Origin of the sequence: Rhizobium sp. MHM7A (assembly GCF_005862215.1) — a bacterium.
Lineage (GTDB): Bacteria > Pseudomonadota > Alphaproteobacteria > Rhizobiales > Rhizobiaceae > Rhizobium > Rhizobium bangladeshense.
This window is the reverse complement of record NZ_VCHT01000014.1, coordinates 1-12,916: the sequence shown is the minus strand read 5'-3', so window position 1 is coordinate 12,916 and position 12,916 is coordinate 1. Positions and strand designations below refer to the sequence as shown.

8 protein-coding genes and 1 pseudogene are annotated in these 12,916 nt (G+C 63.8%); 2 read left to right on the top strand and 7 right to left on the bottom strand.

What is annotated here, in order from left to right; all coding sequences use genetic code 11:
• Positions 1 to 60 precede the first annotated feature (60 nt).
• Complete coding sequence (locus FFR93_RS31585; protein ID WP_138396094.1) at positions 61 to 2,154, top strand: carboxy terminal-processing peptidase; 2,094 nt, start codon at positions 61 to 63, stop codon at positions 2,152 to 2,154.
• 88 nt (positions 2,155 to 2,242) lie between these two features.
• On the opposite strand, the gene FFR93_RS31580 is transcribed toward FFR93_RS31585, so the two are convergent.
• From FFR93_RS31580 to FFR93_RS31550, 7 genes are all read right to left on the bottom strand, one after another.
• On the bottom strand, positions 2,243 to 2,659 hold the full coding sequence (locus tag FFR93_RS31580) for a hypothetical protein (protein WP_138396093.1): 417 nt from the start codon (positions 2,657 to 2,659) through the stop codon (positions 2,243 to 2,245).
• Positions 2,660 to 2,687: 28 nt separating this feature from the next.
• Positions 2,688 to 3,158: a hypothetical protein gene (locus tag FFR93_RS31575; RefSeq protein ID WP_064713235.1), complete on the bottom strand. Its 471-nt coding sequence runs from the start codon at positions 3,156 to 3,158 to the stop codon at positions 2,688 to 2,690.
• A 19-nt stretch (positions 3,159 to 3,177) separates the two neighbouring features.
• Positions 3,178 to 4,398 (bottom strand): hypothetical protein, encoded by a 1,221-nt coding sequence (locus tag FFR93_RS31570; RefSeq protein WP_138396092.1) that lies wholly within the window; start codon positions 4,396 to 4,398, stop codon positions 3,178 to 3,180.
• Positions 4,399 to 4,443: 45 nt separating this feature from the next.
• Positions 4,444 to 5,205 carry a TfuA-like protein gene (locus tag FFR93_RS31565; RefSeq protein ID WP_138396091.1) on the bottom strand — a complete coding sequence of 254 codons (762 nt, stop codon included), beginning with the start codon at positions 5,203 to 5,205 and terminating at the stop codon, positions 4,444 to 4,446.
• A complete protein-coding gene (locus FFR93_RS31560) occupies positions 5,195 to 6,343 on the bottom strand; it encodes a YcaO-like family protein (protein ID WP_138396090.1) in 1,149 nt (382 codons plus the stop codon). The genes FFR93_RS31565 and FFR93_RS31560 overlap by 11 nt, the downstream gene beginning before the upstream one ends.
• An 11-nt stretch (positions 6,344 to 6,354) precedes the next feature.
• Positions 6,355 to 9,345 carry an AAA family ATPase gene (locus FFR93_RS31555; protein ID WP_138396089.1) on the bottom strand — a complete coding sequence of 997 codons (2,991 nt, stop codon included), beginning with the start codon at positions 9,343 to 9,345 and terminating at the stop codon, positions 6,355 to 6,357.
• Between the two features lie 138 nt (positions 9,346 to 9,483).
• Positions 9,484 to 12,096, bottom strand: coding sequence for an AMP-binding protein (locus FFR93_RS31550; protein WP_138396088.1), 2,613 nt, complete (start codon positions 12,094 to 12,096; stop codon positions 9,484 to 9,486).
• 347 nt (positions 12,097 to 12,443) lie between these two features.
• On the opposite strand from FFR93_RS31550, the pseudogene FFR93_RS31545 reads away from it, so the two are divergent.
• Positions 12,444 to 12,916, top strand: a pseudogene (locus FFR93_RS31545) (GGDEF domain-containing protein); the annotation flags it as partial.

Below are 12,916 nucleotides of genomic sequence, written 5' to 3'. Positions count from 1 at the left end.
CAATTGCCCCACTTAAATCACTCTAACGACACTTCGGCATAAGAATTGGATTCTCGTTCGATGCGCATAGCCTGTTTTCTTCTCGGTGCATTTCTTGCAATTGCACAGTCCGCCTATGCTGAGGTCGCAGCGCCGCCTGTCTTGAAGCCTCTGGCGCGGCAGGCGCAGGCCGCCGAGTTGAGCGCGCAGTTTCTCTCGCGATACAGCTACAAGCCGGTCCCGCTCGACGACGCCCTGTCGGCGAGGGTCATGGATCAGTTCATCAAGTCGCTCGATCCCGACCGCATGCTCTTCCTGCAGGCCGACATCGACAAGTTCATGGCCGACCGCAGCGAGATCGACGATGCCATCGAGCGGCAGGACTTGAAGATCCCGTTTGCGATGTTCAACGCCTATCAGCAGCGCGTGGTCGACCGCATGACCTATGCGCGCAGCCTGCTGAAGCAGGGCTTCGATTTCAGTGGCAAGGAAGACTATACGGTGCTGCGCGAAAAGGCCCCCTGGCCGCAGTCGAAAGCCGAGAGCGATGATCTCTGGCGAAAGCGCGTCAAGAACGATTGGCTGCGCTTGAAGCTCGGCGGCAAGGACGACGCGGCCATTCGCGAAACGCTCGACAAACGCTATGAAAACACGCTCGAGCGCGCCTACAAATTCAAGAGCGACGACGTGTTCCAGTCCTTCATGGATGCCTATGCGACGTCGACCGACCCGCACACCGATTATTTCGGCGCGGCCGCCTCTGCCGACTTCAATGTCTCGATGAAGCTGTCGCTGTTCGGCATCGGCGCGGTGCTGCAGGAGCGCGACGATTACACGACGATCCGCGAGCTCGTGCCCGGCGGGCCGGCGCAGCTCTCCGGCAAGCTCGCCGTCGGCGACCGCATTACCGGCGTCGGCCAGGGCAAGGACGGGCCGATCAAGGAAGTGGTGGGCACCCGCCTCGATGAAGTCGTGCAGATGATCCGCGGCAAGAAAGGCTCCATCGTGCGCCTCGACATCCTGCCGGCCGATGCCGGCGCCGATGGCGTGCATCGCGTCATCAGCCTGGTGCGCGACAAGATCAGCCTCGATAAACAGGCGGCGAGGAAGACCGTGCTTTCGGTCAAGGCGGGCGAGGCCACGCGCAGGATCGGCATTATCACCCTGCCGGTCTTCTACGAGGATTTCGAAGCCAAGAACAAGGGCGACAAGGATTACAAGAGCGCCAGCCGCGATGTCGCCAAGCTTCTTGCCGAGCTGAACCAGGAACAGGTCGACGGCGTTCTCATCGACCTGCGCAACAATGGCGGCGGTTCGCTGGAGGAGGCGATTGATCTCACCGGCCTCTTCATCGGCAAGGGCCCGGTCGTTCAGCAGCGCGCCGGCAACGGCAAGATCGACGTCAGGAGCGCCGACCTTGGAAAACCCGCCTGGACAGGCCCGATGGGCGTCCTGATCAATCGCGGCTCGGCCTCGGCTTCGGAGATTTTTGCCGCGGCGATCCAGGATTACGGGCGCGGCGTGATCATCGGCGAACCCAGCTTCGGCAAGGGCACGGTTCAGACCGTCGTCGATCTCGACCAGATCGTCCGCAACAGCAAACCCGAATACGGGGAGCTGAAGGTGACGATCGCCCAGTTTTTCCGGGTCAATGGCGGCACGACGCAGCTGCGCGGAGTCACCCCTGATATCAGCCTGCCCGGACTGTCTGATCCCGCGAGCTTCGGCGAGACCAGCTTTGACAATGCCCTGCCATGGGCGGAGATCAAGCCGGCGAAATATAAGCCCGAAGGCGATATCACGGCATTGCTGCCGGCCTTGCAGGGCCGCCACGAGGCGCGGGTCAAAGACGATCAGGACTTCCAGCGCCTGCTGCAGGATATTGCGGATCTGAAGGCGCAGCGCGAGAAAGGCGTCGTCTCCCTGAATGAAGCCGAACGCCGCAAGGAAGCGGCGGCTCGTGAGGCCCGTTTCAAGGCGCGGGCCGAAGCCGGCGATGGCGAAAACCTCACCGGAGACGACGGCCTGCAGGCGGACGAGCGCAGCCTGAGCGCCGATATCGCCATGGAAAATGCTCGCAAGAAGGCCAAGGACATCCTGCTCGACGAGGCCGCCGCCATCGTTGCGGACGAGGCGGATCTGCAGGGAGGTGCTGTAAAGGCAGCCGCACAGTAGTCGGGGCGAAAAGTCCAGCCAAAGTGGGCCGCAACCCTGCGGCCCCGCGATGTCATGCGCTAGTGCGGCCGACCCTGGAGTCAGCCGTTCATTTTTTTCCGCGCGGTGTACCCTGAGAGCCAGAGCGTGCGGCTTCGTTGCTTCCGGGTTTATTGCTCGCAGCTTGGCTCGCTAAAGCCTTGACCTGCGCATCAAGGTTGTCGAGTTGGCTTTGCAACGCGCTCTTTCCTTTGGGGAACGTGATTTTTCCGGTCCCATCGAGGTCGGCCGGAATTTCGTACTCAGTAGGCACATGCGTGACACCTGACACCGTTTCGTGGATGATGACAGCACCTACGCCGTCTTGCTGCCCAATCAGCACATGGAAAGTATCCCTCGGGTTTACTGGAACGTTCTCAAGTTTTTTACCCGTCTGAACATCCGCGCAGGGGCTATCGCTAAGCCAGTCTTTCACTGTGATCGATGCGTGGGTACTCGCAATGTAGAGCTCAACTTCATATGCCATAATTGCCTCCCGTTGCTGCAGAACCGACCTACTCGTTATTGAGGCGACCATTGCGGTGCGCCATCCTCAAGGTGATGGCGTAGGAACTGGGAGACCTCTTGCCGGGCAGTTGCGAATCCAGAATGAGGGTCCTTGCGTCGCCAAAGGCGGTTGAGATTTCGAGGATCTGTTCAGATGCGGTGATCCGCCACATCTTGTAGCCCAGGTCTTTGTCAAAGCCGCAGCCCTTGGCCTCCTCGGCAACTGGACCTGTAACAACAAAAATGCGGGTTGAATCGAGCCTGTAGCAGTGACCTTCGAAGGCGTAGCCATAGGCAACCACCGTCGAACCGGTGATGTGGACGCCGCTCACCAGCTTTATCTGCAATTCCGCTTTTCTCACCAGGCCTACATCCAGATGAGCAACGCCGTTGGCGTCATTCAAATCTATGCCGTAAAGTATGATCTCATCCGCTTTATAGCGGGGTCCAGAAGGTGCTGGAACGCTGTCGTCTGCCATCGATGCCTCCCGTCATTGGTTAAAAAATGCCGCGCCACCTCATGCAATCTTCGAGCTGATCGAGAAAAGCCACCCCGCGCCCGCGGCTTGCCGCCTCGAGGAAGGCTGACGCCGCCGCTTCGAAGGTCAGGCTGTCGGGGTCGAGATATTGCCATGAGCGGACAATCGCCTCGCCGACGATGTCGCGCGCCTCCTGCAGGGCGGCCTTCACCGCAAAATGCGTCAGCTCATAGGAGGCTGCTGATTTCTGCAGCCCTTTTTCCAGCAGCACCGGCGCCATCTGCCGGCGCAGATCGCTGAACCGCCTCGGATCGATATCCGACAGGCCGCGCTCGAAGAGCAGCGACTGGTAGACCTCGATGAGGCAGTCGAAAAGGCCTGATGCAAAGGGTTTCGACTGGTCGTGCACCTCGCGGCTGACATCGCCGATGCGAAGCGAGTTGTTGAGTGACCGCAGCTGTTTCTCTTGGCTGAGCTCGGCGAATTTGTCGAGTTCGTTGTGCAACAGCAGATTTCCGCCGGTGCGGCGCAGCAGCCGGTCGAGCGCCGTGTCGAAGTGCAGCAATCCCAGCAGCGATATGAAATCGGCGATCGCCTCATGGTAGGAGAAGAAATCGCTGCCGGCGCCGTCGCCTTCGAGAATGCCGAGTTCGCTCAAGAGAATGAGGTGGCCCATTTCGTGGGCGACCGCGTCGAAATTCAGCGCGAAACAGGAGGCCGGGCGTTTGCCTTCGCTCTCACCCAGTTCGAGGAAGCCGAAGCCGGATTGCGCGTTTTGCCAATGCGGGATGCGCGGAATGATTTCCAGCCGTTCCAGCGTCGGCTGAAAGAACCAGACGAGCGGGCGTCCCAGATAACCTTCGCAGATGTCGAGAACACGGCGGGCGCAGGCATAGCTGTGGGCCGCAAGGAATGCCGGCGAGCCGGGCCCGATGTGATCGAAATGCCCGTCGGCATCCGGCTCGGCCGGCGGCCTGAGCAGGCCCGGATAGGGCGGGATATAGGGCGCGGCATAGGGAGATTTCGCTTCGACGGGATTGGCCACATAGATCCTGCCGTCGGATGGCCCGGCCAGGATCGGCCCCGCTGAAGGCCCGATCCACACCACTTCGGGCTTTTCATAGCCGGGAATGAAGGGTGGCTGCGGAAAGACGAGGAAACGCGTGCCCAGCCGCCGCTCCGAAGCGGCTGCCTCACCTGCGCCCTGCGGATGTGTGATGGCATCCAATGCTGCCCCCACCGCTCGTTGCCCAACGTCAAGCGATCGCGGACTATAGCAGTATTATCAGTCATTCGACAATAGCGTGTCTAGCAGATCAAAATACTCCATATCGTTGGCAAATGACTCCGTAAGTTCAAAATCGCCAGGATGGTGCTCGGTCGATCTGTTGATCTTCGGATCAGCCAGATATTTCAGAAGATTTACCGCATCGGTCCGCTTCTGGCTTGCGGTTTCGGCTCTCAGCCAGCCTTTTAGTGCTTCGCGCTGGCGCCTGGGGTCCGAGTATTTTTCAGCGGCCGTCAAAAGCCTGGAGAACGATCTTTCGCTGAAGTGAAGCGAGCGCGCCAGCAATTCAAGCTGCCATCTCAAGGGTCTGTCGATCAGCCCCAGGCGCTCGGCCCTTCTGAGCGCCAGCCTGATGTCGATGAGCGCGTCGCCGAGTGCGCGCGATCCGAGCGCGGCCGGCGCCATCGGCACGGTGACGTCGGCATCGTCGGCAAGCGGGAACCTGCGATACCATCGATAGATCAGCCCATGCCCGATCATGCCGTAGGGGGCGAGTTCGGCGGCCCGAAGCGCGCCGATGCTCGCCGCGCCATGGACCGCCACACCCCGGGCGATCGCCCAGAGGATCTCCTGGTGGCGGACGGCCGGGCGCTGCGCGAAGGCGCCGTCGATCAGGACGATCGCCGCCGGCGCGTAGCGCGCCACGGCCCGCACGATATCGGCGCAGCCGGCCGGCGGAAGGTAGATCGCATCCAGACAGGTCCGGGCATCCGCCTCGGAGAGTGTGGGGCCGAGAAACACCACGATGTCATCGCGCAAGATCGGCCTCCGGATTGGTTTCCAGCGGCGGCGCAACCACCCGCACGACGTGAAGCGGGATCTGATCATCCCCATGCAGAACGACCAGAATGGCCGCCTTGGCGCCGGCCAGCGCCAGGGCGTCGACGATCGGCCGGATCGACCGCTCTTCGCCGGCAGCCCCGTCGTCGCAGAAGGAGCGGCCGCCTCTTGCCAGCTGGCCTCGCCAGGCCGCCAGTTCTCCCGCGTCGGGATAGGCGTAAAGCTCCGTGCTGATATCGTCGCGCGCCGCCGAAATGACGCCGAGGCGGGACTGGCAGGCTTCCAGCAAGGCCCTGGTCAGCGCGCGATCGTGGCTGACGTCGCAGCCGAAGCCTTCGGCCGGCAGGGGCGCAAAGGGGGCTCTGCTTTCATCCTCCATCACGTGGCACCAGTAGATCGGCAGGGCGTGCGGCGCCGGGATCTGCCAGATGCCGGTGACGAAACCGGCCTTGGCAAGCCGCTGCAGGATCTGACCGGCGCTGCCGGAGCGGACCGAGCGGCTGTCGATCTGGAAGCGGTCGAAGAAATGCGGCGTCTTCATCGCCGTGCAGCGCGCCTGCCGCTCCAAGATTTCCAGGCAGGCATGCCGGACGGCGCCAGTCAGGCTGGTGCCGGCCGCAAGACCTGTCGTATCTCTCGGCAGCCAATGCGGATGCGGCGACGGCATGGTATAGGCGGAATCGACAAGCGCCAGCGGCACGGCCATTCTTCGGCCGGAAAGGAGGTCAAGCCCGTCGATCCAGCCAAGCCTCTCCACGTCTCGCCCGGCGCCAAGATAGGACCAGTTAATCTCCCGATTCATCGCGCCGAAGGTCGCGGTGAAGACGCGGTCGGCGGCAATCCGCTCCGAGGCCCATCCCTCAAGCGCTTCCATCAGGCCAGAGATCGCCGCCAGCGGCACGGTCAGGCCTTTGCCCTGGCTGACGGCGACGGAAAGCGCCCGCGGCCTGACGACCTGGACGACGGGAATGCCGATCCGGTCGAGCTCGGTGACCGAACCGAGCCGGGTGATGCCGTATTCGCGCCTGCGCGCCAGAATGCGCTGCACCGTCCGCCATGGATCCGCAGGCGAGGCGAGGGGCATGTCGAAGATGGCGTCGAGCCCCCCGTCGTCCATCGCGCTTCTCCCTAAGGCCTCGTCATTTCGGCGAGCGCCCGGCTGGCGCGTTCGACGAGCCAGGCGGCTTTCTGCCCTTCGGCAACCTGCATCGCGCGCGTCAGATCTCTCCTGATCACCGAGAAAGGCTCGTGCAGTTCGAACCTCAGTTCGGCGCTGAGGCGATAGAGTTCGGCCAGCCAAAACCGCTGGCCGCTGCTGCGGCCGACAGTAATCGCATTCCGGATGATGGCGAGCGCCTCGGCCGGCTTGCCGAGCCGCCGCAGTACCTGCGCATGCATGTCGCTGTGCATCGAGACATTATCGTCCGTCCCCAGTTGCTGCTGCTGCAGCAGACCCTCCTCGAAACGCTCCCGGCCGCGTTTACCGGTCGAGGTCATCAGCTCCGCCCAGCCGCAATACATGTTGGCGCGCGCCCGGCTGGCGGCCAGCCCGTGCCGCTCGGCAAGGGCCAGCATCCGTTCGCCGAGCGCCTGCACATCGTCGTAGCGGCTTTGGCAGCGGCGGAGCACGATGGCGTAATAAAGCGCATGCACCATGCTGCCGGCGTGATCGGTCGCGGCCGCCCATTCCAGGCACCGCCCGATCGCTGTTTCACACGCCTCGGATTGGTCGAGCAGCAGATAGGAGAGGGCGCTCTCGCCGAGCCCGCAGACCTTGGCGTCATGCCCGCCGAAAAAGGCGCGATTCCTGACCGCGCGTTCCGGATCGTAGAGCTGAAGGCCGCCGGCAACGCAATCGAGGCAGAAGCCGTGCTCGCCGGCGTGGAAGCTGGTCGCCCATCCGCAGTGATAGGATTGAAGCCTGGTCTCCCGATCCTCGACCGCCTGCATGTCGCCGACGAGAATGCGCGCTCGCGACTGCTGCGTCAGGATGTTCGGCGCCGTGAACCACCAGCCCCAATAGACCGGGAAATGGTTCGTCCGCATGGCGGGCGGCTCCTTGCGCAGACGCTGCATGGCGCGGGAATAGATCCGGCGCGCGTTCTCCGATCCCTCGCCTTCGAGGGCGGTCGCCACGACGCCCTGCAATTCGCTGAGGCTGAGGGCGAGCTCGGTGCGCTCGGGGTGGCGGCGGGAGAGGCTCGCGACCGCGCGCGCACAGAGTTCGAGCGAGACGTTCGCCTCGTGCATGGCAAAGCGCAGCACGCTTGCTTCCGCCGCCGCCAAGGCGAACCGGGCGGCGGCGTCATGCAGGCCCGCCTCGGCGCATTGCCAGGCGGCGATCGCAGCCGGCAGGCTGGGTTTTGACTCTGCGATCAGCAGATCGGCAATCCGCCGGTGGATGCGGCGCCGGTCGCTCTTCAGAAGGCTGGCATAGGCGGCCTCCTGCGCCAGAACGTGCCGGAACTGAAAGGAACCGTGGACGACGGCGGAACGCTCGATGATTCCCTGCGCAAGCAGCCGGTCGATATCGACGTCGACACTGCGGCGACTGACGCCTTCAAGCAGGTAGACGAGCAGCGAAATGCTGAATTCGCGGCCGATGACGCTCGCAATTTGCGCCGCCCGCCGGGCCGAACCGGTCGCCGCGAGTTTGGCCGAAAGCAGATCGTTGAGCGAGGTGACGCTGCCCTCCCGCAGCAGCCCTTTCCATTCGGAGGGCGACTGGCCCAATGGCTGCCTGCCGCGGAAGAAATTGGCCAGTTCCTCGGCGTAGAGCGGCATGCCGTCGCATTGATCGAGAATGAAATCCGAAAGGCCGGGCGGCGGATGTTCGCCCCAGATCGAGGCAACGAGATCGCGCACCGCGGCAGCGCTCAGCCCCGACAGCTCGATCTCGGTTGCAACCGCGAGCGACCGCCGGATTCTCGATGTCTGCACCACGAGGAGCGGCAGCCCGGCGGCGAGCGATCCCAGCCTGTCGATCAGCTCCAGCGTCATGTCGTCGGCCCAGTGAACATCCTCGAAGACGAGCACCGTCGGCACGGCGGGCGACTTGCAGGTCAGGATCTCGGCCGCGGCCTCGATCACCTTCCGCCGGAAGGCGAGTCCGGAAGGGTCGGAGACGCGGATATTGCGCGACGGCGCTGCGGAACGCTCGGTCGTGAAGGTGAGGATCGCCTCGGCGACGCCTGCCTCAATCTCCCGACCGGATGTCCGAAGCGCCTGCAGCAAGGGCTCACTGTCGCCATCCCTGAGCGCCGAAGCCTCGCCGATCAGCGTCTCGAGGAACGAAAGGAAGGGATGCAGCGGCTGGCTCTCCAGGCGCCTGCCGCACTGAAGGACGATGGTCTCATGCGCGGTCTGCCGCAAATGCCCGGCGAATTCGCCGACCAGCCTGGATTTGCCGATGCCCGCCTCGCCGACGACGGCGATCAGGCTCCCCTTGCCGCGGAGCGCCGAATTCCAGGCGATGGAGAGGGCGGCAAGTTCCTTGTCTCTGCCCCGGATCGGCCGTTCGGGCTCCCGGGAGGGCGAAGCTTCGGCGGCCGAGCGGCGCCGCTGCTGCGGCCGCCAGAGCGCAACCGGATCGTCAAAACCCTTCAGCCTTGCCTCGCGCAGCAGGCTGTAATCGAATTTGTGCCGGGTGAGCTGGACTGTGGAATCGGCGACGAGCACCGAATTGGGCTCGGCCTCCGCCTGCAGGCGCGCGGCCAGCACCGGCGCCGTGCCGACGAGCTCATCGCCTTCGTTGGAGAAGACCACCAGGCCGGTGGCGACCCCGATCCGCAGGCGGAACGGCGTGCGCGCTCTGGCTTTGCTGCCGGTAGCGATCTGCAGCAGCTCCAGAGCGGCCTGCACCGCGCTTTCGGCGGCATCTTCGGACTGCTCGGGAAATCCGAAGAAACAGCAGCCGCCATCGCCGAGCCGCTGATGAAGAAAGCCTCCGTGCTTGTTGATGATCGTTTCGGCACTCTGATGTAACGCCGAAACCGATCGGAAGAATTTCTCCGGCTCACTGCGCAGCAAAAGCTCCGTGGAGCCGACAATGTCATAGAAGAGGGCGGTAACCTGCCGCCGCTCACCTGTGAACCGAATTCGCGTGTCGAGCGTTTTCATTTGGCGTCGCCCCACCACCACGGAAGCCTTGTTCAGGACATCCGATTTATTGCTTGCATGCAAGCTTTTCGTGCGTGGCCGCTCATATATCCGCAGTTTCGCCGGAGCTGCGTGAGCCGTGCGACGCGCTGAACCGGCTCAGACCGTCTCCGCCGCCATGGCGCGCCCGCCCGTGCCGCGAGCCGGAGCCAGCGCGCCAAGCACATCGCGAAGCTCCGCCGCGGTTCTGTTGGCGATGATGCCGACCGCCAGGCCGCCTGATATCGCCAGCAGATGGAAGAGGGGAGCCGGCAGCAGGCCCGCGGCCTCAGGCATCAGCAGTTCCGGTACGAAACGGTGCAGCAGGTAGATCGGAAAGGCCGAGACGGCGATCAGTGTCACCAGGCGCCCCAGCCGCACTGGCAGGGGAATGCGCGGCAGGTAGAGAAGCGCCATCAGTGCGGAAAAGATCGTCAGATATTTGACCGTCGTGCCGATCCACAGCGTTTCCCAGAAGGCGAGATAACCGAGCACGGCGGCGGCAATGACCGTCAACATGATCCGTTGCGCCGGCTTGCCGGCGAGCCCCGCGCACCAGCCGAACATGCCGAGATGCAGGCCCCAGTAGAGGGTGAAAATCTGCCGATTGCCGATATCGAAGACGTGCGGCAGGGAAAAACGCGCCGCGACTGCGAGCCCCAGCAGCGCCAGCGAGAAGGCAAAGGGCTGCGCCCGCGCCAGGCTGCGCACCTGAGGCGCCGCAAAAATCAGCGAGAAGACGAGAAGCGTCTGCGCATAGGCTTCGATGAACCAGTAGAGATAGGGAAGCATCTCGTGACGCTCCGGCTCGGCATAGCCGAAATTGCCGGTCAGCGTGATCGAGGCCCAGGGAATGGTGCCCCAGGCGAGCGCATAAGTGGCGATGATCAGAAAATAGGGAATGAGGACATTGACCGCCGGCCGCAGCGCATGGCGGAAATTGCCTGCGAGGAAATGGCCCGATTGGAAGCGCGCCAGGCTGAAGCCGACGAGCAGCAGCATCACGCCCGATCCGCCAGGAATGGGCCAGAGCATCTCGTGATGGGTGACGACGAGCAGGATGGCGATAGCCCTCAGAACCAGATCGGTCGGCAGCGCCCTCAACTCCGCGCTCCGGCCCGGCGCGGTGACCCGCGGGGCTATATCGAGCTCGGCGATCCGCCTCTGCTCCCAGCCTTCCGGCAGCTCGACGCCAAGCCGGTCGAGCGCCATCGTCAATTGCAGGAAGCGCAGCGAATCGCCGCCGAGCGAGACGAAGCTGTCGTTGCGGCTGACCGTGTGGGGATAGAACACCCCCGCATAGGCGTCGAGCACGCTGAGCACAGCCGCACGGCTCGTCTCGCGCGCCGCCAGCATCTCCTCGCCGAGGACCGCATAGTCGACCTTGCCGGAGGCAAGCCTCGGGAGCTCGCTCCGCGTCCTGAGGGTAACAAGGCTGGCGGGAAGATGGCTCGCCTCGACCAGCACCTGGAGCGCCCGGTTGGCGTCACCCGCATCGGTCACATAAGCCTGCAGCCCGTGATCGTCGCCGACGACGGCAGCGGCGATCCCCGCTTCGGCCAGAACCTGCTCCATGATGTCGAAGCCGATCCTGAGCCCCGCGACCTTGGCGAAACGGCTCTTGCGGCCGACGATCCGGAAGAAACCGTCCTCGTCGCGCATGGCGATGTCGCCGGTCATCAATGCCGCGACCTCGGCCCCCCGCTGAAGATCGGCGCGATCGGCTCCATAGCCCATCATCACATTCGCCCCGGCATAAACGAGCTCTCCGGCAACACCGGCTCGGTCGAGCGGACGCCCGTCATCGCCAACGAGGCTGAGGCTGCCGCCTGGAATGGCGATGCCGATCCGCTCTTCATCATCCGCCAGGCTTTCCGGCGGCACGAAGGCGATGCGGGCGGCGGCCTCGGTTTGACCGTACATGACGAAGAAGCGGCCGCCGCTCGCGCGCATATGGTCGCGGTAGAGGCGGATCAGTTCCGGCGCCAGCCGGCCGCCCGCCACCGTCATGAAGCGCAGCGTCTTCAGCGCGTTTGTCCGGAAACCGGTCTTTTCCATCAGCTCATAGGAATAGGGCACGCCCGAAAGGTTGGTGCAGCCGCTGTCGCCGAGCAGTCTTGCGAAATCCTCGCTGACCACGGAGACGCCAGGAATGAAGATGCTGCCGCCGGCAACCAGATGCGAATGCAGCACGGAGAGGCCGTAGGAATAGTGAAGCGGCAGGACGAGCGCGGTCCTGTCGGCAGGGGAGAGCTCGAGATAGGAAGCGATCGAGCGCGCATTGGCGTCAAGATTGGCGTGCGAAAGGCGAACGGCTTTCGCCAGCCCCGAACTGCCCGATGTCATCAGCAGCAGAGCGAGATCCGGATGCAGCGGCCCGGCGCTCTGCCCCGGCCGGCTTTCCTCGACGAGCCGCCAGCGGCCATCGGCCGAGCGGAAGGTGAAGTCCGGCTGAAAGGCTGACAGGAACTCTCGCCACAGCCTGTCGTCGCAGGGCGGCAGCATGGCCACTGCATGGCCGGCGCGCAAGGCGCCGAGATAGGCGATGATCACATGTTCCGAGAGATCGGCCGAAATCGCCACAAGCCGCTTTTCGCCGCGTCCCAGCCGTTCGGCAAAGCGCAGCGTGCGGGCGTTGAGGTCAGCATAGGAGAGCGTCCGTCCATCGGCGAAGATGAGGGCCGGGCGCTGATCGGCGCGAGCGATTTCAGAAATGAGGTCGGCGGGGATCATGCTCGCGCTTCGGATTGGCAGAAAACTGGCCGAAGGGCGTATAATCCTTGATTATCGCAGTCAAGTAATTTGCAGGTGCATATCTGCGCCGGGGCAACTGTTTCAGCCCCGGCACGCGCTGGGAGGTGTCGCCACCGCCTCCGCGGCTGTTTCACTTCGGCGGAAAGACCAGCCCTGCAACGCCGGATGGCTGTTCGTTCCAATCCGGGCGCAGCCGATATCAATCACCATCGGCGCGGCGCGTTGACGCTTCCGTAATCACGGCAAGCGCCTTTGCTTGCCGGGCGGCTCTTTTCTCATAGGATTTCTGCGCCATCTCTTGCCGGGGCAACCAGACAGGGTGCTTTATGGACGAGACAATCGAACAGCTTCTCCATCTTTCCGCACAGACGGAAACGCTGATGGCGGTCTATGATGGGGACGATCGGCTGCGCTATGCCAACAGCGCCTTTCGCTCGGCCTATTTCATCGAGCCGGAGGAAACGCCGCTCTGGCCGGATCTGATGCGGCGCAATTTCCATCTCGGCCGCGGCACCGTCATCCGCACGGAGAATTTCGAGGAGTGGCTGCGCTCCACCCAGTCGCGCCGCGGCAAGATCGGCTATCGCGCCTTCGAAACGGATCTTTCCGACGGCCGCTGGCTGTGGATGACCGAGGCGGTGCAGAAGAACGGCTGGATGCTCTGCATTGCCAGCGACATCACCCGTCTCAAGGTCCATGGCCGCCCCGTCCGGCAGGATCGGGACCAGGCGATCAAGGCCTCCTACCCCGACGAACTCACCGGCGTCGCCAACCGCCGCTTCGTCATGGCGCGCGTCGA

Coding starts and splice junctions, on each gene's coding strand:
- FFR93_RS31585 (WP_138396094.1), top strand. CDS start 61: ATGCGCATAGCCTGTTTTCTTCTCGGTGCATTTCTTGCAATTGCACAG.
- FFR93_RS31580 (WP_138396093.1), bottom strand. CDS start 2,659: ATGGCATATGAAGTTGAGCTCTACATTGCGAGTACCCACGCATCGATC.
- FFR93_RS31575 (WP_064713235.1), bottom strand. CDS start 3,158: ATGGCAGACGACAGCGTTCCAGCACCTTCTGGACCCCGCTATAAAGCG.
- FFR93_RS31560 (WP_138396090.1), bottom strand. CDS start 6,343: ATGGACGACGGGGGGCTCGACGCCATCTTCGACATGCCCCTCGCCTCG.
- FFR93_RS31555 (WP_138396089.1), bottom strand. CDS start 9,345: ATGAAAACGCTCGACACGCGAATTCGGTTCACAGGTGAGCGGCGGCAG.
- FFR93_RS31550 (WP_138396088.1), bottom strand. CDS start 12,096: ATGATCCCCGCCGACCTCATTTCTGAAATCGCTCGCGCCGATCAGCGC.